15 protein-coding genes are annotated in these 24,477 nt (G+C 40.3%); 4 read left to right on the forward strand and 11 right to left on the reverse strand.

Annotation, left to right across the window (positions count from 1 at the left end; genetic code table 11):
• Positions 1 to 8: 8 nt before the first annotated feature.
• The 7 genes from RI844_RS14620 to RI844_RS14650 form a co-directional block, all read right to left on the reverse strand.
• Complete coding sequence (locus RI844_RS14620) at positions 9 to 2,318, reverse strand: Ig-like domain-containing protein (protein WP_348395406.1); 2,310 nt, start codon at positions 2,316 to 2,318, stop codon at positions 9 to 11.
• Positions 2,319 to 2,328: 10 nt separating this feature from the next.
• Positions 2,329 to 4,440 (reverse strand): LamG-like jellyroll fold domain-containing protein, encoded by a 2,112-nt coding sequence (locus tag RI844_RS14625; RefSeq protein ID WP_348395407.1) that lies wholly within the window; start codon positions 4,438 to 4,440, stop codon positions 2,329 to 2,331.
• A gap of 72 nt (positions 4,441 to 4,512) precedes the next feature.
• Positions 4,513 to 4,842: an EF-hand domain-containing protein gene (locus RI844_RS14630; RefSeq protein ID WP_348395408.1), complete on the reverse strand. Its 330-nt coding sequence runs from the start codon at positions 4,840 to 4,842 to the stop codon at positions 4,513 to 4,515.
• 27 nt (positions 4,843 to 4,869) lie between these two features.
• Positions 4,870 to 6,345: a sulfatase gene (locus tag RI844_RS14635; RefSeq protein WP_348395409.1), complete on the reverse strand. Its 1,476-nt coding sequence runs from the start codon at positions 6,343 to 6,345 to the stop codon at positions 4,870 to 4,872.
• 3 nt (positions 6,346 to 6,348) lie between these two features.
• Entirely contained in the window at positions 6,349 to 7,824 is a 1,476-nt protein-coding gene (locus RI844_RS14640; protein WP_348395410.1) for an arylsulfatase, read from the reverse strand.
• An 81-nt stretch (positions 7,825 to 7,905) separates the two neighbouring features.
• Entirely contained in the window at positions 7,906 to 11,241 is a 3,336-nt protein-coding gene (locus tag RI844_RS14645; protein ID WP_348395411.1) for a glycoside hydrolase family 2 TIM barrel-domain containing protein, read from the reverse strand.
• Between the two features lie 27 nt (positions 11,242 to 11,268).
• Positions 11,269 to 12,648 (reverse strand): sulfatase-like hydrolase/transferase, encoded by a 1,380-nt coding sequence (locus tag RI844_RS14650; protein ID WP_348395412.1) that lies wholly within the window; start codon positions 12,646 to 12,648, stop codon positions 11,269 to 11,271.
• 346 nt (positions 12,649 to 12,994) lie between these two features.
• Between RI844_RS14650 and RI844_RS14655 the strand changes: the two genes are divergently transcribed.
• From RI844_RS14655 to RI844_RS14665, 3 genes are all read left to right on the forward strand, one after another.
• Positions 12,995 to 14,494 carry a hypothetical protein gene (locus RI844_RS14655; protein ID WP_348395413.1) on the forward strand — a complete coding sequence of 500 codons (1,500 nt, stop codon included), beginning with the start codon at positions 12,995 to 12,997 and terminating at the stop codon, positions 14,492 to 14,494.
• 110 nt (positions 14,495 to 14,604) lie between these two features.
• Positions 14,605 to 16,116 carry a sulfatase family protein gene (locus RI844_RS14660; protein WP_348395414.1) on the forward strand — a complete coding sequence of 504 codons (1,512 nt, stop codon included), beginning with the start codon at positions 14,605 to 14,607 and terminating at the stop codon, positions 16,114 to 16,116.
• A gap of 26 nt (positions 16,117 to 16,142) precedes the next feature.
• On the forward strand, positions 16,143 to 18,593 hold the full coding sequence (locus RI844_RS14665; RefSeq protein WP_348395415.1) for a sugar-binding domain-containing protein: 2,451 nt from the start codon (positions 16,143 to 16,145) through the stop codon (positions 18,591 to 18,593).
• A gap of 538 nt (positions 18,594 to 19,131) precedes the next feature.
• Here RI844_RS14665 and RI844_RS14670 read toward each other — a convergent pair.
• The 3 genes from RI844_RS14670 to RI844_RS14680 all read right to left on the reverse strand — a co-directional run bounded on the left by RI844_RS14670 (position 19,132) and on the right by RI844_RS14680 (position 21,143).
• Positions 19,132 to 19,491 (reverse strand): hypothetical protein, encoded by a 360-nt coding sequence (locus RI844_RS14670; protein ID WP_348395416.1) that lies wholly within the window; start codon positions 19,489 to 19,491, stop codon positions 19,132 to 19,134.
• Between the two features lie 165 nt (positions 19,492 to 19,656).
• Positions 19,657 to 20,064, reverse strand: a complete 408-nt coding sequence (locus tag RI844_RS14675) for a hypothetical protein (protein WP_348395417.1) — start codon at positions 20,062 to 20,064, stop codon at positions 19,657 to 19,659.
• Positions 20,065 to 20,858: 794 nt separating this feature from the next.
• Positions 20,859 to 21,143 carry a hypothetical protein gene (locus RI844_RS14680; RefSeq protein WP_348395418.1) on the reverse strand — a complete coding sequence of 95 codons (285 nt, stop codon included), beginning with the start codon at positions 21,141 to 21,143 and terminating at the stop codon, positions 20,859 to 20,861.
• Positions 21,144 to 21,721: 578 nt separating this feature from the next.
• Between RI844_RS14680 and RI844_RS14685 the strand changes: the two genes are divergently transcribed.
• Positions 21,722 to 22,078, forward strand: coding sequence for a hypothetical protein (locus RI844_RS14685; protein WP_348395419.1), 357 nt, complete (start codon positions 21,722 to 21,724; stop codon positions 22,076 to 22,078).
• Between the two features lie 487 nt (positions 22,079 to 22,565).
• Here RI844_RS14685 and RI844_RS14690 read toward each other — a convergent pair whose 3' ends face one another.
• Complete coding sequence (locus RI844_RS14690; protein WP_348395420.1) at positions 22,566 to 24,473, reverse strand: family 20 glycosylhydrolase; 1,908 nt, start codon at positions 24,471 to 24,473, stop codon at positions 22,566 to 22,568.
• Positions 24,474 to 24,477 lie beyond the last annotated feature (4 nt).

Genomic DNA, 24,477 nt, shown 5'->3' on the forward strand with positions numbered 1-24,477 from the left:
TTAGGTTATTATTTAGTAGGAGAGGCTGATGGTAGTGCCTGTAAATTATACAAAGCGCTTATTTCGACAATTGATAAGCTTTTGTTATAGATACTTACTTCATCCATAACGCCAGCAAATGGTCCGAATTTCTTTGGTTTGTAAGTATTGATACCTAAACCCGCAGAAATGTATTTATCCCCTGAAGGTTTGCCTTTAATAAAGCTGCCCGGCTGTAATTTTTGCGGTTCGCTCAGTTGCTTATTGTTAACATAAGCTGATAGCGTATCGGTTGTGCGGTCGATGACTAATACTAAGTGATACCAAGTATTGGCTCGTAAACCACCTGCAGCTTGATAACTTAACTGTTTAAGGGGCATAGTATCAGTATCGTTAGTGGTAGATAGTTGCTCCCGCACTTCAAAGTTTATTTGGCCTTCTTTAGTGTCGGCATAGATGGTGTAACCGTCAATTAATGCACTTTTGGTGCTGGATGAGTTAGAAATAACATAACTGTCCATACCTGACTTAATAACCTCTGGGGCGAATTTGACCCAAAGAGATACACTATGATCGCCGTTAAAGGGATCGGCAACATCGTCAAAATCAACAAAGGCACGGGCTTTATCGTCATCTTCTTGTCCTTGTGACATTATCCAAGGGAAATGTAAGCCTGAACCAGATACACCTTTGGTGATTTTATTAGCGTCAGTAAAGTTCACTAATTTACCGTGCAATTTGGAGCCTGAAATATCTTGAATTTCAGCACCATTATTACCAAGTTGCTCAAAATCATAATGTACTAATAATTCACTACCAACATCTATTTGCACCCAAGTGTCGTTAGTAAACTGGTGGTCGGCAACACGATAATTAAAGGTATCACGACCGGTAAAACCTTTTGGTGGGGTATAAAGAAGTTGTTGATCGCTTATTTGTTTAATAACACCGCCTTTGGCTGTTTTTAAATCAAATTGGCCAATAGCAATAGCATCACCATTACCGTCAAAATCATTGGCCAAGACATTAATTTTAACTGCTTGGTTGTTGGCAGTGCGCACTAAATCTGGTGTTGCATAAGGATGAACATTCCAGTTATAGACTTGGTGCGAAACTTTAGGCAATTTACCACCAACTTGCGGATCTTCTTTTAAGTGGATCATACGTTGTGCTGTGGTTGGGCCAAACCAAGGGCCACCGCCCGACATTGAATCTCTCGGGTAAACAAAATGACGCCCCCCCCAGTTATGGCTGATTTCATGACTCATGCCGCCGGCATCAAATGGCTTTAATGTCACTTGCGCGAAGTTACCGCCTGTTAACGGTGCTTTACTGGCAAACGCCGCCGGGTTACCACCAACAAATGCTAATACTAACTGTTGAAATGGAATCGATTTTTCTTTCGAATAATTTTCTGAACCGGGATTAATGCCTAACCCATTCGTGCGCCATGTGGTTTTGGTATCTGAAGCGCGTTTGTGTAAATTGGTATCGCTGCGTTGAATATAACCGGTAATAACATGACTCATAGAAATGTCACGCACATAAGAAACATCCAATACGTTAACGCTATGCTCGGCAATCGCCACGCCTTTTTCAATGGAATTATTGGCCATTTTCTCTAACCATTCTGGTTCAGCATCTACTGCCACCTGCACTCGAGTGACGCCATTGTCAGTATTAGGTTTCAATGACCAACCATGAGCCTTAGTGCGATCAATCGTTTTAGGGAAAGTAATATTATCTAATGAGATGGGGGCTTGATTAAAACTCGGTACCCAATCAGGTGATTTGCCACTTATACTGACAAGCGGCTTTTGTTTTTTACCTTTCTTCTTTTTACCTTTACTTCGTTGAGCGTTAGCTACTTGAATTGCCGCATCATTGATGGCTTTGACATTAGCGCTCACTTTACCTGCTTTATCAATTATGATTGGTAAGTCATCGACTTTCCACAATACCCGTTTTCCCTCATCAATGGCGGCCGACATGGTATCATCACCAGGCCAAATGCTGGCGACGACAGAGCTATTGGGCTGCTCTAATACTTTGCCGCGATAAGTTCGAACTGGAAACTGAGCTAAGTCCATTTTTTTGAAGTTACGTTTATCAGCCCCTTTAGGAACTTTATTATTATCGTAACTTTGCTCGTCTAAATACACTTCAAAATGGTTAGGGTCGCGTACCGAAAATCGTGTTAACTCAAGGGTAATTGTGCCTTTTACCTCATCCGGACGTGGAACTTTAATGGTAAACTGCTCCGGCAACGCCATCACATCAAAACCCCAGCTTGATACAAATAAGCTGGTAATAAATAATAACTGAGCTCTTGTCATCATAATTTCCTATTTATTCCGTAACCAATGAGACGTTGCCGCTGACGATTTGATTACCGGGCTGTTGATATAAGGCCAATACGTCTTGTTGTGATAACACTGAATGATAAATTTGTACATCATCGACGGTAATTGGCGTATCTACTTTATAGGCACCTTTCATCGCATTAAAGATCACCAACGGATAATGGGAATGGTGAATAGCCCCTTGGCCTATGGTCGTGCCAAAGCCTGTTTGGGTTAATGGCTTGCCATTAACCCAAGCTTTTAATTGCTGGCTGCTGCGATCAATCACCATCACTAAATGGTACCAAGTATTCTGCTTGATCTGCTCACTCGACTCTAAGTCAAATTGAGGTTTATTAAAGGTATATTCTGAATCACGGGTTAAGTTACCTTCAAACCGGAACCGGCCGTCTTCGGTATGACCAATATCCCAGCCGCCTCTAGGGTTACCAAAACGTTTTGTGATTACCGCGCCACCTTTGGCAATGATCACTCCTTCTGTTTCAGGAGCTTTATCTTGATATTTAACCCATAACGACACCGACAAGTCACCATCTAATGGATCACCTGTTCCCGGAAATTCTGCGCGGCCTTTTTTAGCATCTACTTTTGCCATCGCACCACCGATAATACCTTTAACCGCGCCACCTGAGCTTTTACCATTAAAGGCCATTTTACCGCCTAACTCGCCGTGAGCTTGAAATGGACCGCTGTCTTTAATGCTGATGCCACGGGTTTCATCAAATTTTATATGACTGGCTAAACCATTATTGTGCACCGCAACTTTCACGTAACCGTGTCGGTTGCTAATGCCAGAGCTATCGCTGACATGGTAGGCAAACTCGTCTTGTCCTTGCCAATTCTTAGCTGGGGTATAACGCACTTTGCCATTAACGATTTTTATTGAGCCGCCATTTTTGGTTTTGCTATCAACATAACTGACGTGGATATCATCACCATTGCCGTCATAATCATTTTCTAATACATCAATGTCTTTGCTGGTATTGACCAACATAGTGGCAACATCTTCCATTGCATACGGGGCAATTGGACTGGAATAGTGAATTTCAGGAGACTGTTGTTCTGTGGCTATTTGCGCGTTACCTATCATGCGCTCAATCGTACCCGCTCCTAAATTAGAGTCCGCGCCACTTAAGGTATCAGACCAAGAGGAATAGTGACCGCCACCTAGGGTATGACCGAGTTCATGACCGTGCCCGCCGGAGTAGGCGATTGGTCGGCCAAGTGAATGACGAGCGTCTTTAAATAAATCTCCCGCGGCACCTGCGCCGCCTTTTTTCTTGAATCGGCCACGAACATCAAACTTAGCGCCATTTTCTGCATGAACATTAGTCCATTCATTTTGCCATTTTGCTGGATTTTCATCTAAGTTGATCACCATCCAGTTAATTTCCAGCGCTAACCCCATATCTCGGGCGTAAAAGGCATCGGTGTCATTCATCCGCTGTTCGGTGCGAGCGACAATCGCTTCTATGTCGGCATCTAGTGCCTCAACATAAGTATTATCAACGGTTAACGCGTAATCCAAACGGCGCATAATATGTGGAGGGATAATATAACCATTTTTGGTTGGTACAACGCGATCTGCCTTAAAGGCTACCATTTTATTGCCGTTGCTGACTTGCGCTGTTGTATTTGATTTAGTTTTAGATTTTGCTTTGTTTGAGCTTTTCGGCAGTTTCACTTTTAATTCAGTTAAACGATAATTCAAGCCACGACCGTCACTTAAGTTGGCGTTCATGGTTTTATTACCTGGTTCTATATTGGCATTCACCCGCATTGAAATATCGTCTTGCACATAGCCGCGATAAGTGCGTACTTCTGGTGGCGTAATTTCTTGGTAACCGTGAGTTGCATCCCAAGTTAGTAACTTATGGTTTGTTGCCGAGCGCATAGAACGTTTGGTTAACACCACCGTTTCTTCAGCACCATCGTCGTCGATATCACCAACATTCAGGGTGAGTTGATCAGGTAAAGCCGCGATGCTGCTCATTGGATAAGTTAATAACAGCATTACCGAAAACTGTTTAAGCGATAAGTGCGTTTTACCCAATTTCGAAGTAAAAGGCTGCGCACGTTTAGAAAATATTTCAAACATGGGAATAAATCCTTGATTTGCGATTTTGATTTTTAACCCACCTAGGTGACTAAGTGGGCGAGATAAGCGAAGTTATTTTTTCTTCTTTTTCGACGCTTTTTTAGCGCGTTGTTTAGACTGGTAGCTTGAAAATTCACCGTTGGTAATTTTCTTATCTTTGTTACCATCTATTTGTTTAAACAGCTTCTTCTTCTTTTTTATTTGCTTATCTGATGGTGTTTTGCCTTTTTTCGCTTGCATCGAAAACTCTTCAATAGAGACATTACCATCTTTATTGTGGTCAATTTTTTGAAATGCTTGCTTATCTTTACGTTCTGCTAAAGCCTCACTTTTGGCATACACAGATTGAGACATTAATGCCGTGGTAATAATCGCTGTTGCAATAACTTTTGTGTTGAACATGACGTTCTCCTTATTTCACTTTTGCTGTTATTTTAATTGTTGTTGTACTTGTGGCCAGGTCACATAAGAGTCGCGCTTCAGTTCATATTTTGTACTGAACTTAGGGTTTAACTCTGTGGGTACTGGAGCATTAGTAGATTTACGCCACTGTAGTAACTTCTGGTATAGTTTTGCGGTTACTTTAGGCTCTACTAATGCGAGGTTTTTAGTTTCTTTTAAATCGCTAGCGACGTTGTAAAGTTCTAACTGGCCATACTCGAAATACTCGATCAGTTTGTAGTCGCCCATGCGGATCATACTGCTTGGCGAATTACGCCACAGGCTTTTGCTTTTTTTACCGCCTTCTAAATACGCCGGAAAGTGAAAGAATATTGCCTCGCGATCAAAACTTTTATCGCTTAATAACGGTAAAATATTGTCACCATCTATCGGCTGCGTTGTCGGTAATTTACCGTTAGCCAAGGCAACTAAAGTAGGGTAGAAATCTAATGTTGATACAGGTTCTTCAATCACTACTTGCTGTTGCTGTTTAGGTGCTTTTATTAACAGCGGCACGCGGATACCACCTTCGTATAACATGCCTTTGGCGCCGCGCAAATCGGGTGCTTGAGTCACGCCACTGTGACCGCCGTTATCCGATGTTAAAATAACCCAGGTATTATCGCTAATACCTTTATCCTCTAATGCCTGCAAAACATTGGCGACACTATTGTCGCTGTGTTCAATCATTGCCGCATAAATTGGATGGTTTTGGTATTCATTACCTTTTCGGTCTTTATGCTTAGCGATAGTTTCCTTTGGTGCCTTCATTGGCGTATGTACGGCATAGTGTGATAAAAACAAAAAGAACGGTTTATCGTGATCTTGCTTAATATAATCTGCCGCTTCTTTACTTAATCTATCCGGCAGGTATTCACCCTTAGGACCGTCCTTAATGGTTGAGTTTTTATATGGTGAAAAATATGACTTTGGTGTGCCTGTGTGATTGCCGGCAACATTAACGTCAAATCCCTGTACTAACGGACCACCTTCATCACCAGCACCTAAGTGCCATTTGCCCATAAAGGCAGTGTGATAGCCGGCGTTTTGCATACTTTCACCTAACGTGACCACATCATCTGCCAGTACCTTGGTGTTTTGTGTTGGTACTAAACGACGTTTCTGTGGTTTACCGCGAGCAGAGCTGTTTACTGTAAAAATTCCAGTACGCTGGCTGTATTGTCCCGACATAAATGCTGCCCGTGTTGGTGCACAGTTTGGAGAGGCACTGTAAGCTTGGTTAAAGCGATAACTATTTTCAGCTAATTTATCAATGTTAGGTGATTGGTAATATTCACTACCCATGTAACCAACATCTTGCCAGCCCCAATCATCAAGCATGATAAATACTATGTTAGGTTGTTTGGTTTTGGCTGTTTCAGCTTGGCCATGTGCTTGCGCTGTTTGGCTCACTGCATGACTGAGAGCAAGACTGGCAACTAAGGGGATTAATAACTTTTTCATTTTCTATCCTTTATTACTGCTCGGATTCCACGATGCTCTAGCTGATGGTGTTCTATCTTGCATCGCCAGTTTCATTTTTTTGATAATGTCCGGGTGTTTTTCGGCAATATTATTTTGCTCGCTTGGATCTTGGGCTAAATTATAAAGCTCAATGGCAGCGTCTGGATTTTTCTTAACGTTTAAACGAACGCCTTTCCAATCTCCCATACGCACTGCTTGTTTGCCTTTACCTTCCCAAAACTCCCAGTACAAGTGAGGATGTTGAGGTTGTTTTTCACTTTCGCCTATTAACGTAGGTAAGAAAGACACACCATTGCTATCGTTATTGCCTTGGTTACCAGTGATTTCTGCAAAGGTATTCATCAAATCCCACTGAGCAGAAATATGCCCAGTGACCGTATTAGCTTTTACTACACCTGGCCATTTGACGATCAATGGCGCACGAATGCCACCTTCGTAAAGATCGCGCTTTCGGCCTCTTAAACCGCCACTGGCATCAAAAAACACATTGTCATAGCCGCCTTCAACCGATGGGCCATTGTCGCTAGAAAACATCACTATGGTGTTGTCATCCAAACCTAATTTTTTAAGTTCGGCCATTAGTGTACCTATGTGTTTATCCATATGAGTGACCATGGCGGCATGAGCTGCACGCGGGTACTGATGAGGGGTATAACCTTTGCCTGTATAGCCAACTTCTTCAAATTTACCTACATATTCTTTCAAGCTTTCTTCCGTGGCTTGCAAGGCAACATGAGGGATAGTAAGTGGGTAATAGACAAAGAATGGTTTACTCTTTTGTTTATTGATAAACGTTAATGCATCTTCAAGCATTAAATCAGGTACATATTCTTTACCTAGGTAACTTTTGTAATCTTGTGAGGGCTTTTTACCTAAACCATGCACTTTAACATTGTTATCTAACTCAACTTCCTTACCAAAGCGGTAGATATAATCTGGATAGTAGTTATGGGCGTGTTTATGATCTAAATAACCAGAAAATACATTGAAACCTTGTTTCGCTGGATGGCCAGTAGAGCTTTTGCCGCCTAAGCCCCACTTACCGAAAATGCCGGTGGCATAGCCTTTTTCCTGAAATATATGACCAATAGTGCGCGAATCTTGTGGTAATGGGTAATTACCTTGCTCACGACCTTTACCGGTTTTCCAATTACCACGAACGGTAGAATGGCCGGTATGCTTACCTTCCAAAATGGTTGAACGGGTAGGGGCACAAACCGTTGAGCCTGAATAGTGCTGAGTAAAGCGCAAGCCATCTTTGGCAAGCTGATCGATGTTGGGGGTAAGAATTTTGTCCTGGCCGTATACACCTACTTCGCCATAACCTAAGTCATCAGCAAGAATATAAATAACATTAGGTTGTTCTTTGACCACCTTGTCTGCCAATGCTGGTGAACTTGTTGTTATGGCAATCGTTGCAGATAAGCTCAACCCGATTAAGGATAATTTTGTCTTCATTTTCGTTTTGCTCTTTAATTTATACTGGTACTTAAGTCAGGCACTTAATCATAAATTAAGTGCCTGTTGATGGTATTTTCTTTACAGTTTTTTACTTAACTTAAGTAATGCGTCTATATTGGCTTTTGTTACTGGCATCAAGGTGAAGCCGTAACTGATAGTTTGGTTGGCATAATCTAGGTAAGCCTTTTCAGGTTTGGCTCCCCAACTGTTGTTACCACCGACTCCGCGATTCATTTGATCAATATTTAACTGCACTAAATCTTGTTCAACAATATCTACCGTGTGCTTACTTAAATCACCAACAAGTTCACCTTTGTCGTTGTATTTATGATGCTGATTACGATTGATACCCTTGTATTCAAGGCTGTTAGTAATATCAAAATCTTCGTTCGGTGTATGTAAAGCGCTGAACCCGATAGGTGCGTTTATATCTTTACTAACAACAAGCAAACCATCACTTGATTCGTTAGTAAGTGCCAACCAACGAACGTCAGTTTTATAACCGTTTTCCTGTGGTCTTATATAAGGTACGTATTGCTCGGCTACTGTTGAGTGATAAAGATCAACGAATGCTGAAGCTTTTCTGTCCTGATAGTTTTCCCAAGGCCCACGACCAAAATAGCTTAAATTACTGTACTGCTTAGCCAGTTGCATACGCATACCAAATCGCGGTAAATCGGATTTTTCTTTGGTTGCAGCTAAGGTATTTTTAACACTAACTTGTCCATTAGCGTAAATGTCATACACTGTGGTTGCGCTAGTGTTAATACCCGGCAGTTGGTAAGTAGCAGTTACTTGGTAGTTATCACCTACTTTTTTGTGTGACAATTTAGTTAGTGATTGTTGCAGCGTTGCTTCTTTCCAATTGATATTTTTATACATCATTTTACTACCAACATCATTGTCGGTAGGTGCTCGCCAGAAGTTTAATTGAGGTCCTTGCTCGTCATTCAACAACTCTTTGCCTTGATGTTGGTACGATACAATTTGTCCGTTGCTCTTGTTTATTACTAGCTGTAATTGCGAAGAGGTGAACGTAACTTGCTGTTTTGTTTCGGCCAAATTCAATTTGCCACTGTTGTTGTCTGCAATTTGTGTGGTGTGAGTTAGTTGTTTCAATGCCACTTGTTCACGAGCTACTTCAAAACCTTTGTTTAGCATGCCCCAGTCTTTATTTAATCGTGCCGAAAAGTGCAAAAAGTACTCGGTATTTGGCTTGGCATTAATCGCAGAAATATCTAAGTTAATTACCTTGTTTTGATGTGGAGCCAATGAAATTTGGTCTAAGTCAATGGTTTCAACAACGAGTCCATCAGCTTTTATTTCAGCACTAAGGGTAAAATCTTTCAGGTTGGTGAAGTCATAAAGGTTTTCCAACAAAACTTTAACGGATTTGCTGTCTTGTTGTTCAACTTTAAAGTTTATGTACTCGTGCGCTTTACGCACTTCATATAAACCCGGTTGCGGCGTACGGTCTGGGAATACAATACCGTTATTTAAAAATGTATTGTCGGTTGGTACGTTTTCACCAAAATCACCACCATAGGCGTAGTATTTATTGCCATTCTCGTCGGTCTTCCAAATTGACTGGTCAACCCAGTCCCAAATGAAACCACCTTGCAGGTTGTCATATTGCTCAATTATGTCCCAGTAATCCTGGAAGTTACCGGTACTGTTACCCATTGCATGAGCGTATTCACTCGGGATATACGGGCGATCACCTGGATTTTTACCTTCTTTTAAAAATCGGTCAACGCTTGGGTACTGAGGTACAATAATATCGGTATTTCTATCTCGAACTGCGCGCTCATATTGCACAGGGCGTTTACTGTGGTCAAAAGCTTTTATCGCGTCGTAACCGTCATGAAAATTCACCCCATTACCGGCCTCGTTACCCAGTGACCAAATAATCACTGATGCGTGGTTTTTGTCACGTTCAACCATGCTCATAATACGATCTAAATGAGCTTTACCCCAGTTAGGCTTTTTCGCTAATGAATGCTCGCCATAATACATACCGTGCGATTCAATGTTTGCTTCATCGACAACGTATATGCCATGTTTATCGGCGAGTTTATAAAACATTTCAGGTTGTGGGTAGTGGCTTAAACGGGCCGCATTAATGTTATTTTCTTTCCACATACGGATGTCTTTTTCAATCAATTCTGCAGTGATCACATGCCCGGTATCTGGATTATGTTCTTGCGTATTAACGCCTTTTAACGTCACGCGAACGCCGTTTACTAACAATAAACCGTCTTTAATTTCAACACTGCGAAAACCAATACGGTTACTGGTGGCTTCTAGAGTCGTGCCTTTATCATCTTGCAATTCTAGTACTAAGGTGTACAGGTTAGGATGTTCGGCGCTCCAGGATTTAACGTTTTCAATAGTGGCATTGAAGTTTTGTAGACTGGCTTGCTGCTTTATGCTGATATCTTGCTTGCCAGTGGCCACGACTTTTTGTTGCTCGTCGATAATTTTATAATTTACGTTAACGGCTTGATTAGCCGATAAGTGATTTTTCAAATCAACGGTTAAAGCAAACTTACCGTGTTGGTAACTACTGTCTAATGTAGATGTTACTTGAAAATCTTGGATACGAATTTTCGGCTGTGCATAAACACTTACACTACGCTCTATACCAGAAATGTCCCAAAAATCTTGATCCTCTAAATAAGCGCCATCGGTCCAGCGATAAACCTGAATAGCTAGGGTGTTTTTCCCTTCCTTGGCAAATTTTGACAAGTTAAACTCTGCCGGCGTTTTACTGCCTTGTGAATAGCCCACGTAATTGCCATTTAACCAAACAAAACCGCCGGATTTCATGCCATCAATTTTTAGGAAGGTTTCTTTTTCTAACCAGTTTTTCGGCAAGTTAAAATCTTGTCGGTAAGAGCCTACAGGGTTGAAATCCATAGGTACTTTACCTGGATGTTTAGGCACGGCGCCGATGTGTTCCATTTCTGTTGATAATGGCGCTTTTTTATCGGCAAACGGGTAGGCATGGTTGGCGTATAAAGGTAAACCATAGCCTTCAACTTCCCAGTTACCTGGCACTGTGATGTTATCCCATTGGCTAACATCGAATTCAGGCTTGAAAAAATTTAATGGCCGTTGCCCAGGGCTTTTTGCCCAATGAAATTTCCATTGACCGTCGAGCAGTTGATGAAAGCTGGCGGCACTAATGTCGTCATTGATTGCTTTAGCTACTGAGCTATACGAGGTAAAAGAGGCACGAGCGTCTTCTTTGTGTTCATTAATAAGCTGCTCATTCGAAATATAGTGTTTTACTTGCTCGATTGAAAAATCACCGGCTAGACTTGCTGTATTAGTCTCTTTACTGGTATTTTCACAAGAAAACAATAATGAACTTATTGTTGCTGCTAGGAATATTTTTTTATAGTTGGACATAATTAACTCTTGATCTGGTGTTATTTATTATTGAGATACTTGTTTAAAAGCTCTATCCAGCTTTTCAATGTACTCATTGTTAAAATTTTTTTTAGTTTGCCACTTGGCGTGTTGATGTTTTCGTTCCCATTGCCAAAGGGCTTTTAGCATAGCTTTTACTTTGTCTGGATGTTTTTCGGCTAAATTTATATGTTCACCAGCATCTTCATTGACGTTAAATAATAAGGCTGGGCGATCACTTAAGCGGATTAATTTAAAGTCTCCCTGACGCACAGCGGCATACCCGTGACGTTTCCAGAATAATGTACGCTCAACTGCAGCTGATTTTCCGGTCATCACAGGTAAGAGATTAATACCATCGTATTCTCGATCTTTGGCTAGCTCGCCGCCAGCAGCTGCTACTGCAGTAGCAAATATGTCTAATGAAGATGCTGGCATGTTCACTACTTGACCGGCTTTTATCTGTGCAGGCCAACTCACAGCATACGGGACTCTTAAACCACCCTCTAATACAGTACCTTTATAGCCCGTAAGAGGGCGATTACCTGCTGAATTAGATTCAGTACCGCCATTATCATTTAAAAAGAATATTAAGGTGTTTTTGTCTATACCTTTATCGTTCAGGTTTTTTAATACGCGGCCAATATTTTGATCAAGCGAATAAGTCATGGCAGCAAGGGCGCGTCGTTTTTTATCTTGTATATCTGCAAACATAGCTAGGTGCTCTGGTTTTGCATGTAATGGCGTATGCGGCGCGGTATAAGACAAATACATGAAAAACGGTTGCTCACCTTGCTTGTTAAGGTAGTTAATGGCTTTGTCTGTTAAGGTGTCAGTGAAATAACCTTCATCTTTAACGGTAGTCATATTTTCTTGTGCCGGGCCTAGCCCTTTTTTATTCGGCCAGTAAGATCGTGAGCCACTTTCAATGCCGTAAAAATAATCAAATCCTTGTACATTTGGGTGAAATTTTTCACCATAACCTAAATGCCATTTACCTATGGCTGCCGTCTGATAGCCTTGCTGTTGCAATGCCTCGGCTAGCGTTATTTCACTTGCGGGTAGACCGGCATATTCGGGTGAATATATTTCAGGCACTTTACGTGGCAAATTATCAAAATAACCAAAACGTTGTTGGTTTCGGCCAGTCATAAGGCCGGCGCGAGATGGACTACAAACAGACGCACTCACATACCCTTGCGGAAAATGAACACCTTTTTGACTGATGCTGTCTATATTCGGTGTATTGAAATTTGCTTCACCACTAAAACTAAAGTCACTATAACCAGCATCATCACTAATAATCACTAAAATGTTTGGTTGTGCGCTGCTCGTATATGCCAATACTTGCCACGGGGTAAATACAAGAAATGCAAAAGTAAATGTTAATAAAGTACTAGGTTTCATATTTTTCTTTCACTGGTTTATCACCAGTCACTCAATGTTAATAATATGTTTATCTTTTCTCTATCATAACAGAAAGATTTTCTTTCACAAGCTTTCAGATTGTGTTACTTATATTTACACTTGATTGTTGTGGGTTCATTTGTAAAGTAATGTAAATTCACTTGTGTGACTGTTGTTTACAGGGTTTTTGTGTTTTCTAAACCTAGGCGGTGTAACTTGGTTTTAGCCTGTACATAGTTAGGTTTTGAAATGTAAATACATTAAATGAAAGCAATGTGACTATTGTTTATCTTATTTTTTAAGGCGGTCAATAGTCCATTAATGAAAGATTAAATAAGAGAGTACTATGAAAATCCTTTTGAAAAAATGCTTGTCGGCATTGATGCTATTAAGCAGTGTTGCAGTGATTCCAGCTAAAGCTAGCGAGCAGCAAATTAATATGATTAATGATGTGAGTCATCATTATTCATTTTTTTATGCATGGAAAAATCCTAACAGTTTTGGTGGTAAGTATGGTTATGTAGATTGGAATAATAATCAACAATTTATACAAAGCCAAGCGACTATATCTACCATAAATTTAACCGATATTAATCTTTTTAATGTATTACTTGGTGCTAACCAAGATTTGCTTTACACCGCAAAAGATGTCGCTCATTTAAATAAGTATTTAACCGCAGGTGGAGGTCTGTTTTTGGTAAACACTGCAATTATGCAAGAGTCTCCTAATGCTCGAGCACTTTTACAAGAATATGGTGTCGCTATTGCAAAAGAAATGAGCAATGGCCGAATTTTTAGCGCTGACGGTGAAGAATATGAAATTTCAAAACAAGTAAACCTATTGGCACTTGATGATAAATATGAGTGGGAAGTATTGGCGGCAGATGAAAGTGATAATCCAGTTATTGCAACTCGTGAACAAGGTAAAGGCCATGTAACGGTATCAAGCTTTTCGCCATTTAAACGAATTCAAACGAAAGGCAAGCAGCTTGCTGATGATTTTAGGTTTCCTAATTATGAATTGATGCAGCCTATATTTAAACAAACAGCGTCGGGAAAAACCGTTAAAAAAGAAATCAACCTTGACAGTATTCCTACCGACAAAGTGAAAGATATGGGTAGTTTTCAGATTCGCTACACTGATTATTCAGCGCATATCGTGGAAAAAGTGTTAAAAGATTATAACGTGATTTATCCAGAGCTTGAAAAATATATGGGCGTACCTATGGCTGCTGGCCATGGTGAAGGCGAAATTTTTGCCATTGATTTATTAGCCACTGGCGGCGGTGGTGTTTCATATGGTAAACGCATTGGCATTAGCATGTTCAAAGATAACTACTTTGGTATTTTAGGTCATGAGTTAACCCATTCTTGGGTGTTACCTCATGGCGAACCATTATCAGGGGAGGGCATAGCGATTCATGTTGGTAGTAAAACCCAAGCTCTGGCATCAAAGAAAATTGGTTATGAAAAAGGCGTTAAAATTGGTTCTACTACATTAACAAACCGCATATCTAAAGCGGTTAAAGCTGAAGGGTTTAAGCAATGGGATCCGATAAATATGAGCGCTAAGGAAGGAATTAGTTTTGGCAAGACAATTACTCATGGTAAGTACTTATATATAATTGACCATTTTGAAACAACCTATGGTGAAGATGTTGTTGCTCGCTATTTTCAATTAAAGCGTAAATTAGTACCAGCAACCGAATTTAATTTTACTGGCCATGACAGTGTTTGGTTGTGGAGTAAAGCCACCGGTGAAGATCAATTTACCTATTTCCAAAAGCTCGGTATTGCCGCTGACAAAGCCAAGGTTGCCATTCCGGCGGCGCTTGCTGAAAGCTAAAAATTCGTCTTAATTATTCGCAGCCAATCAGATCAATATTGTATCTAAATGGCTGCGGTTGAACCCGATTTTTAATCAGGTTCGACGGTTTATTAAAAGAGAAACTGAAGATGTTAAAAAGCAAAACTATCTTAAGGTCTTTACTGACCATGTTTTTTATCGGTCAAACTGCCTTGGCTAATGCACAGCAGCGACCTAATGTGTTATTGATTATTGGTGATGACCAAGGCTATGCCGATATTGGCGCTACCGGTTTGGCCAGTGATGTTAACACGCCAAACTTAGATGCATTAGCCAAAACGGGTGTTCGCTTTACTCAGGCTTATGTAGCTGCGCCTATTTGTAATGTTTCGCGCACCAGTTTAATTACAGGCTCTTATCCGCAGCGCTTTTCCGGGTATTGGTATGGTGGCTCAGGGTTAGAAAATGCTAAATTTGCAACGTTAGCGGAAGTTATGCAAAGCCAAGGTTACCAGACCGGATATATTGGCAAATACCATTACGGCAGAAACTTATCTACTAACAATCGTAATTTTCCATTACGCCATGGATTTGACAGTCTGTATGGTTTTGCCGGTGGGCGTAAGCATTATATGATCCACAATGCTGAGCAAGAAACTAATTTTAAGCAGCGTATTAAGCAAGCCTCGAAAAAATCAGGAAAAAACCTAGGTTCGGCCAAGGCGCTGAAAATGGAGCCGATGTGGGTAAATGACCAGCAAGTTGATCAACAAGGGTTTTCCACTGAATTATTTGGCGAGCAGGCGCAAAAATATTTAACCGATTACAGCAGTCATGTAAAAACAGTTAATGCTGAAGACCAGCAACCATTTTTCTTACAAGTGTCTTTTAATGCCATACACAATTTTACCCATCAATTGCCAGAAAAATACCTCAAAGACAACGGACTTACAGCTCGTCAAGATTGGCAACCAGAAAAAGAAAGCTTTATGCAGTGGTATAAAAGCACTATGTATCCTAATAACCCACAAGGGCGGGAGTATTACTTAGCGCAATTGTCTTATCTTGATAACGAAGTGGGCAAAATTATAACCACATTAAAAGCACAAGGTTTAGCCGAAAATACCTTAGTTGTGTATATCAGTGACAATGGCGGTTCTACCTCCATTTATGCTAACAACGGGCCGTTAAATGGTAGTAAGTATACGTTATATGAAGGCGGACTACGCGTGCCAATGATAGTGAATTGGCCACAAAAATACCCAACAGCAAAAGTATTAGACAATGTTGTTAGTGCCATGGACTTATATCCTACAATATTACAAGCCGCAGATATCGCAGTGCCCACGCATATTGATGGTCAAGATCTTAGCCCTTTATTAAGCGGTGCTAAGCCAAATTTATCGCATGACATTTTGTTTTGGGATACTGGTCATGCAGTTGGCGTACGCGCTGGTAAATGGAAATATCGTTTTGCTAAATCTGATCAGTATGCAAACAGACAACAGGTGAAAATAGAGCTTGGTGAATTTTTATATAATTTAGATAACGATCCCGGTGAAAAAAATAATCTAATCAAAGATTTTCCCGAAGTTGTTCAGGAGCTAAAGCGTAAATACCTAGAGTGGGCGAAGAATAATATTAAAGGCTCATCTCTTTAGGTTTTGGTGTAATAAAGGTTTAAAAAATGAAAGCATTACTAACTGCAATATTACTCACAGTGCTTTGTGCCAATAGTTATGCAGAAACTGAGAAAAATGTTGGCCGACAGCGGGTTAACATTGACTTTGACTGGCTATTTTATTTAGGCGATGACGCAGAGGCAAAACAGAGCAGTTTTGCCGATCAAAACTGGCGCAAATTAGACTTACCGCACGACTGGAGCATTGAAGGGGAGTATCAGCAAGATAATCCTGCAGGTTATCGTGGGGGGTTTCTACCTACGGGGATTGCCTGGTATCGTAAGCACCTGCAATGGGATGAACGCTGGCGTGACAAACACGTTGAAATTGAATTTGACGGCGTTTATATGAACAGTGAAGTCTACATCAATGGTCACTTACTGGGCAAACGGCCTTATGGCTATATTGGCTTTGTCTATGATCTGAGCCAATACCTTAAACCTGGCGATAATGTCATCTCGGTACGTGTTGATCACAGCAAAGCGCCAAGCGGTCGCTGGTATACCGGCTCAGGCATATACCGTCATGTTTGGTTAACAACTAAAGCCAAGGTACACATCCCCTATAGTGGCACTTGGGTGCGTAGCGAAAATGTCAGTGAAACTCAGGCTGACTTAATGGTGACTACAGAAATTAGTAATCGTTTAGCCCAAGCGCAACAAGTAATGCTAAGCACCGAAGTGATTGATGATTCAGGGCAGATTGTTGCACTATTAACTACACCAGTAGCGTTGCCAGCAGGCGTAACAAAGTCGACAGAACAAAAATTTACAATCAAAAATCCCAAGTTGTGGTCAGTTGATCAAGCCAAATTGTACACCGTACGCAGCAAAATCAGCCAGAATCAACGATTATTGGACAATGTAGATACCAGCACTGGTATCCGCAATATTGAAATTAGTGCCGCCCGTGGCTTTGTACTGAACGGGAAACCGTTGATTTTACAAGGTGCTGGTATGCACCATGACGCTGGGCCTGTAGGCTCTGCCGTACCCGATGATGTTTTGCGCGGCCGATTAATCAAGCTCAAAGCTATGGGGGTTAATGCCATTAGGACCACCCATAACCCGTTTGCCCCAGAATTTTATCAAATGGCCGATGAAATGGGCTTTGTTGTGATGAATGAAGCGTTCGATGGTTGGTGGACACCTAAAGCCAAATTCGACTACGGACTGTATTTTGATAAATGGTGGCAGCGCGATCTTGAAGACTTTATCAAGCGTGATCGTAATCATCCCAGTGTGGTGATGTGGAGCATTGGTAATGAAGTGCCAAAGTACACCAGTGAGCAACAAAAGCGGATAAAAACTTTTGTTGAGCAGCTTGATAGCACAAGGGCAATAACTCAAGGCCGCGGTTATGCGGGAGGGCATCTTGATATTGCTGGCTTTAATGGTCATGGTGAATACCTTAATGCCATGCCTGACTTCCATCAAGAATATCCGAATTTGCCAGCGATAGGCACTGAAATGACTCATACCATGCATACTCGCGGCGTATACCGTTCTAAAACGCGCTACCGTACTCGTGACAATCCAGCTCCGTGGGAAGTTCAAAACAACGAAAAAAAATGGCAAGCACTAAAACCTAGTGTCTATCCCTTGGCGGATTTCACCGAAACGGAAGTGTTTCCAGAGGCGAACATAAAATATGGCTCGTCATTTGATAATTCGGTGGTGCGCATGCCTATCAGAGAAGAGATCAGATTGGCGCGTGATCTGCCGTATTTGCTAGGGACGTTTCGCTGGACTGCTTTTGATTACATTGGCGAGTCTTTTGGCTGGCCAGCACGCACAGCCAACTTTGGTGTGCTGGATTTAGCCGGATTTCCTAAAGGCGTGTACTACCTTTACCAGAGTCAGTGGGCGAAAGCTCCTATGGTGCACCTAGACCCTCACTGGACCCATCCAGGTAAAGCGGGTATTGAAATTCCTGTGGTTGTTTACAGCAACCAATATTCGGTTGAGCTGTTGTTAAATGGCCACTCCCTAGGCGAGAAAATCATGACCGACGAGATGCAGTTGCTGTGGAAAGTGCCATATCAGTCAGGTACTTTAACCGCCATCGCCAAAAATGCAAACGGCAAAGTGATTGTCAAAGATATAGTGCAAACTGCGGGTAAAGCTACCGGGTTAGCGATTAAGGCTGATAAAACAATGATCAGTGCTAATCGCCGCGATGTTGTTCACCTAGAAATCGATATAGTCGATGACAAAGGTGTAATGCTCCCTAGTGCTAATAATCTAGTAACAATAAATATCGAAGGTCCTGGGCGGCTGATTGGCGTTGAAAATGGAGATATTTTGGATTTGGCACCGCATAAAGTGCCAACCAGAAAAGCGTTTATGGGTAAAGTATTAGCACTGGTACAAGCCACAGATCAAAGTGGTGATATTGAAGTAACGATAAGTGCTGCGAGCCTGACTAGCCAACACATTACTATTGTCGCCCATTAGCAAGGTTAGTTTCTGACGCTTTCTATCTTGAAATGACTAAAAATAGGAGATGAACTTTCACAAAGTTACCGTCGAGAAAAACCTAATCAAAGATCATTATGAACTAAGAAAGCATAAACTCCCTGAACTTGTTTCAGGGCCTATCAATTGATCTGACAAGTGTCACAACCAGCTATACAAGATTAGAAAAAATACACCGTCTTCCCGTTGAAAAACGGGATCTCATTGATCGTATTGTAAATCGATAAATTAGATTTTTGGACTTGAATTGAAATCTTCAATTGGTCGGCTCAGGGCCCGAAACGGCAATACAATATCAGAAAAAATACTCCGTCATATCCCCCCCACGAGTGGAACGAGATGAGGGACCTCCTTAAGCGTGCTGTGACTTAATTAAAGTAAATCCTGAACGGTAATAAAGTGCCAGGAGCTGCCTGTTAGCAATTTCTAATATATTGGAGTTAACGCCAAGCTAACGTGCAATTAATGATGGCACTGCTTTTTGCGTCTTTTGCAAAAACTGTGACAGTTTTATTTGTCATGTTGAGCGCCTTGTTAAATTACCATTGCGAAAAACTATACCTTTTTCAGGTTGTTGCCTGCCATCAATTTCTGGATGTCCTGCAATATAACCAAGAAAACCAAATACACTGTACTTTTTACGAATATGCTCCGCAAAAAACAAACCAATAATGATACCGAAAAAACCAGAAAAGCGTAGAAGAATAATAGCCTTTTCAATAGACACAAAGCTAAAACTTATAGAACATAGTAAAGCCAACAAAAAAGCTGGCGCTAAAACTAATTGGGCATAGCACCAAATGAATATTGAGTAGGCTGTTAGGCTCACAAACCAATCTAGTGGTGCAATTAGAATTTTAGAAACGAATTTGAACACAACACTCTTCCATGTGGTAATTTAACATCTTATTGTAAAGAAAAAATCGGCATTTAAGCTGTAGAAATGCCGACTCTGTATTCAAAGGCTTATGTCGCCTAATCACTCATTTAAGTCATTCACTTTCAATAAGCTACGTTGTTTTTCTTATTTGAAAAATTGTTCTTATATCGAAATTTCAGTTGCTAAATCATTCCAAGTTTCTTCAGAAAATAAATTAGAATTCACGCTAAAACTATCACCATTTATTAGACAGAAGATAGTGTAATTCTTTTCTTTTTTGACTTTTGATATTAGGTTTTTCTTTACCCGCCAATAGGTAGACTTATCATTCTTGTAAATCAGTTCGTCATTAGTTAATACTAATTGGTCAGGTGTAGATGTTTCAATATTGAATAAGGATATTAAAACATTAACGACAAAAAACGTAATAACCATAATTAGCATATCAAAACTAACTATTTCTAATAAATACAAAGCAAATAATACGCAAATAATAAAAACAAACATTAACCTTATCCGTTTATTATAAAGCTTCCTATCAACTATTATTTGAGATTTAAATTCTTTCATTCAGATTGTTTTTACTTTCGATTTTCGCTCTTAGTAGAATAACCACTTTCAGCTTTTAGTCTATTGAATGCATGTTAATTTTTTATTAATTATTTATCTAATGACAGGTATATGAAGGAAGTGAATTGTTTCTAAGTCATTTGAGTATTCAAACGGTCCGCTAATCGCTCTTATGAGACCTTAACCTTTTCAGTAGCTTAAGGTCAAATTTGTGCCATTTGTAGGTATTAACACTACAATCTCATGTTACGTGTATCTATTGATAATATAGACATGAAATAAGCTTGTGGTTTAACTTATGATACCTACATTCATGATCTTTACCACTTGGGTTGCCTACTACACGGTTATTATCAGGTATGTAAGTATCTTGATGGGTAAGAATAAATATATACAGTTCATCATTTTCTGTGGTCTTAACAAAAAACTCTTTCGGCGTATGGCCTCTAGCAATAAGACTACTAATTATTGACTCAATTGCTTTCGACTGTGTAACTGAAGTAGCCTTTAGTTCCGTTAACCTGATTTCACTTTGTGCTTTTACGTTTAGAGTAAGAAATAAAAGTAAAATTAACAATGGGATTTGATATTTCACTAGCTAACTCTCCTACACATAGTAATTTTAATAAATGGGAAGGTGTAAGAAAAGCGCATTTCCCCACCTTTTTGACACGTTAAACTTATCAACAACAATCATTCTTTGAGTGACCGCTGCTCGCTCATTCTAGCCGTTAGATGGCTGTTCATAAATTGATGTACATATATCGAATCTATCGCACCAAAAGTATTCGATTTTATGAATTTGGTGAAAATAATGAAAACAGAATAAATACAACGAACATAACCGCAACAATTCTATTAGCTAAACCGAACGAAACAACAGTTCCCTTTTTTACATAATAAATATCACCAAATACCAATATACCAAGTGCTACTGGACTGATTGTAAAGTACATCAACCAAAATGCCCATTGCCTCCGAAACCATGGGACATCTGAATACGTTTTAAACTTAGCGTTAGAAAATCCCCCCTTCAATTCGAAGTTGTAATCGGGAGTTTTGTATGGTTCTTGAGACATGATTACCCTTGATTATATCAACAGTTTTATTAAGTGGAAAAATGTATGGAACATGGAATTATTCCACCTTCCCACATGATTTTAATCCATAACGACCGTCTGTAATGACTGACCGTTAATAGCTCTTAACCGCCGTTGGGCAGGTTAATTATTTGTAATATCACTATATCTGATGTTATTGTAAAAACACAAGTTTTTAGCAGTCGTCTTCGTCTGCAATGAGCGACAAACGGCCGTTGGTTACATCACCAGCATAATCTAATTTATGCTGTCTTCAGTTCATTCGTTAAATACCGTAATTTTCCAATATGGATAACTTTACGACAAATACAACATTTATCTTACTTGATTTTTTTAGATTTTGAACTATACCTTACGCCAAAGATTACATTGAGCGACTATATACAAAATTTAGTTTAAGTCATTTATGCAACACAGCACCCTAATGTACAAGTTCAATTAACTCTTTTGAAGTAGAACCTATGGTTTGCAACTAAATTATATTGGAATTGCAAAGTTGTTGAATGAGTTTCAATTTATTTATTGCAGGTAATTTTACCCTATAAAAGGAAATTGAAATGACCCCCTTCAGTAAAAAATCAATTTTGATAATTTCAGCAACTACACTATTTGCCTTATCAGGCATTGCAGTAGCAGGAAACAATGCCGAAAAACAAGTCAAAGCTGGCTTTGATTGCTTCAATGCTGGCCCCAGCAATTGGACACATTGCTGGCGAGCGAAAGATTTCTCACAACCAGCCATACCTGTCAATGTCTATTCAGAGGATGGATCAGAGTTTCTAGGAACTGAGCTACTCATTCGTCAAGATCTTTATCATGGACAGCCTTGTCCACAGGATAATGGGGAAGAATGGGAACTTAATGAATCTTTAGGTTATTACGCATGCCACCACTTTGAAACAGGGCATCATTAATTATTATATTGATGAATAAAGCCTCTCTCCTTTATTCATCATATTTACCTCTATCTGATTTAAGATAAACTCTAATAAATATTTAAATGGCAGTTCATGGCACAAACCAGCCTGTTCAAGTCACCTTAAAACTGGAGGAGATCCCACTCAAAAACACAGTGGGATGACGGTATATTTTTTCTAATATCGTATGGCAGTTCCTGGCACAAAGCAGCCGAAATCATGGATTCCCGCTTTCGCGGGAATGACGGTGTTTTTCTACTACCGCTGATGGCACTGAAGGGACGGATGAGTTTCAATGGGATTACCGAAAGGTAGTCCCATTTTTCATGTCAAAAAGCTGGAAATGTTATACGAATTTTACTCAAGTGTTGTCTTTCAACAATTAACGCTAATAGAGCCAAAATAATCCATTTAGGATTCGCTTTGTTGTAAAAACATAGAGTGAAACGTTAAGCACTCACTCTAACTGAGATCAGCTTACTTGCTAAATCTCATCAATCCAGGCACTTACTTGCCAAACTTGGTGCTTATAGCCGAGTTGACTGTTAATTTTTAGCTCATTATTACCTGCCTTTAACTCAACAATAACGGGGTCACGCAACCAATACAGATCTTCTGTTGACCAAGGTTCTTCTTTAATGGGAGAACGCCAAACGCTTCTAAATATTTTTAGATTGCCTGGTTTACGCCATGTTGGTGGTGCTAACGATTTACCATTGAGGCTCACTGTTGAGCCAAACGCATCCCATTGACCTTGTTCTGGAACACCTTGCCACATACGATGCGATCGTTCTGGCATATTGATACCCACAAACAGTTTAACTTTTTTGGCACTATCACTGTGGATAACTCTAGTCGCGGATAGCTTAGTGCCCACTGCGACATCTTGAAAATAGCCAGCGCTGATATTGCCTCGTGATTGACGGGTTTTGAATACCAGGGTATTACCACCATACAATTGTTCTGAATTGCTGATTTTATTGGCATCATTTCCTGGCTTAGAGTTAGCGTTATTGTTCAATCTTACCTGCCATTGCGCATTGGCTTGCGGGCGATAAAAGAAGATTTCATCATTGTCATAAAAATAGCGGCGCTTATGGAGCAATAATCGCTGTTCAAATTCTGCCAGCATAGTGTGCTCAACAGAGCCAACTGGCGGAAACTGAAACTGGTATTGGTTACTGCCGGTTTTGTTGCCTTTCCACAGAACTTCCGCACCAGTCAGCGCTGATGTGTAAAATGGATTGTTACGCAGAATTTCACTTTCGTCGTCGACGTTCACATCATTCCAGGTGGCAATAATGCCACCTAGGCTTACCGTTTTATCAGCGCTGTATTTACCATTTATACGTTTAAAATACACTTGGTTTAAGGTATTAAACGGGTCCATTTTGTTGGTATACAAATCAACTGAATCCAGTGTTTGACGTTCAGGGTAATGATTTTGACCTTTCCAGGTATGCGATATGGTCTTTGATAGCGGCGCAAGGCCTGGGGCCCATACCACGGCCGTTCGACCTTGGCTTTCAATTTTATCGACCATCAATTGAATAAAGACCTCTGGATCTTTTATTTTTACTTCGTCGGCACCAAGGTGAATTATAGGAGCCAATGAACGAGGTACTTGTTCAAAAAACTCCTGTAATAAATCCAGACAAATTTTTCGGCCTTGTTCAGAGCCCATGGTAAAACCAAAGGTGTTAGTAAAAAACTGACTGTGGCCAGGCATATCTAGTTCAGGTATAACGTTAATATTGAGCTGATTGGCAAACTCAATTAATTCGATAATTTCTGCATAACTATAAAAACTACCCGGAGCACGGCTTTGACGGTAATTGGCTTTGTCATTAAGTTGTGGGTATTTAATCGACTCAATGCGCCAGCCTGGATGATCACTTAAATGCCAATGGAAGGTATTTAATTTATAACGAGATAAATGCACTAATTGCTCTTTAAGTGCAGCTATAGACTGGAAATTTCGGCCTACATCATGCATTACACCACGAATTTTGTAGGCTGGAGCATCTTCAATCTCGACAAACGGGTATGAAGTTTCGTTTTCACCGACAAGCTGTTTTAATGTTACTTTGGCATAAAATAAACCACGTTGGTGATTGGCGTGAATTTTAATACCGTGTTCATTAATACTTAGTTTATATGCCTCTTCACTTTCAGAGAAGTGCAACGGCTTAATCACCTCAGTGATATGATTGCCTTGATAAGTCCTATTACCCCAACGAATGTTTTCAGGGTAGGGGATCAACGCAGCTTTGGCCGAACGTAGATTTTTGATATCAGCCATTGGGGCATAAATTTCAGAGTTAGAGTTGCTGTCGGCTTGAGCGCTGCAGCATAATACGCCTACTAACAGGCTTAAAACTATTTTAATCATAATT

This window comes from Thalassotalea fonticola (assembly GCF_032911225.1).
GTDB classification, from domain to species: Bacteria; Pseudomonadota; Gammaproteobacteria; order Enterobacterales; family Alteromonadaceae; genus Thalassotalea_A; species Thalassotalea_A fonticola.

Coding starts and splice junctions, on each gene's coding strand:
- RI844_RS14635 (WP_348395409.1), bottom strand. CDS start 6,345: ATGAAAAAGTTATTAATCCCCTTAGTTGCCAGTCTTGCTCTCAGTCAT.
- RI844_RS14685 (WP_348395419.1), top strand. CDS start 21,722: ATGACCCCCTTCAGTAAAAAATCAATTTTGATAATTTCAGCAACTACA.
- RI844_RS14650 (WP_348395412.1), bottom strand. CDS start 12,648: ATGAAACCTAGTACTTTATTAACATTTACTTTTGCATTTCTTGTATTT.
- RI844_RS14625 (WP_348395407.1), bottom strand. CDS start 4,440: ATGTTTGAAATATTTTCTAAACGTGCGCAGCCTTTTACTTCGAAATTG.
- RI844_RS14665 (WP_348395415.1), top strand. CDS start 16,143: ATGAAAGCATTACTAACTGCAATATTACTCACAGTGCTTTGTGCCAAT.
- RI844_RS14690 (WP_348395420.1), bottom strand. CDS start 24,473: ATGATTAAAATAGTTTTAAGCCTGTTAGTAGGCGTATTATGCTGCAGC.
- RI844_RS14645 (WP_348395411.1), bottom strand. CDS start 11,241: ATGTCCAACTATAAAAAAATATTCCTAGCAGCAACAATAAGTTCATTA.
- RI844_RS14675 (WP_348395417.1), bottom strand. CDS start 20,064: ATGAAAGAATTTAAATCTCAAATAATAGTTGATAGGAAGCTTTATAAT.
- RI844_RS14660 (WP_348395414.1), top strand. CDS start 14,605: ATGTTAAAAAGCAAAACTATCTTAAGGTCTTTACTGACCATGTTTTTT.
- RI844_RS14620 (WP_348395406.1), bottom strand. CDS start 2,318: ATGATGACAAGAGCTCAGTTATTATTTATTACCAGCTTATTTGTATCA.
- RI844_RS14630 (WP_348395408.1), bottom strand. CDS start 4,842: ATGTTCAACACAAAAGTTATTGCAACAGCGATTATTACCACGGCATTA.
- RI844_RS14640 (WP_348395410.1), bottom strand. CDS start 7,824: ATGAAGACAAAATTATCCTTAATCGGGTTGAGCTTATCTGCAACGATT.
- RI844_RS14655 (WP_348395413.1), top strand. CDS start 12,995: ATGAAAATCCTTTTGAAAAAATGCTTGTCGGCATTGATGCTATTAAGC.
- RI844_RS14680 (WP_348395418.1), bottom strand. CDS start 21,143: ATGTCTCAAGAACCATACAAAACTCCCGATTACAACTTCGAATTGAAG.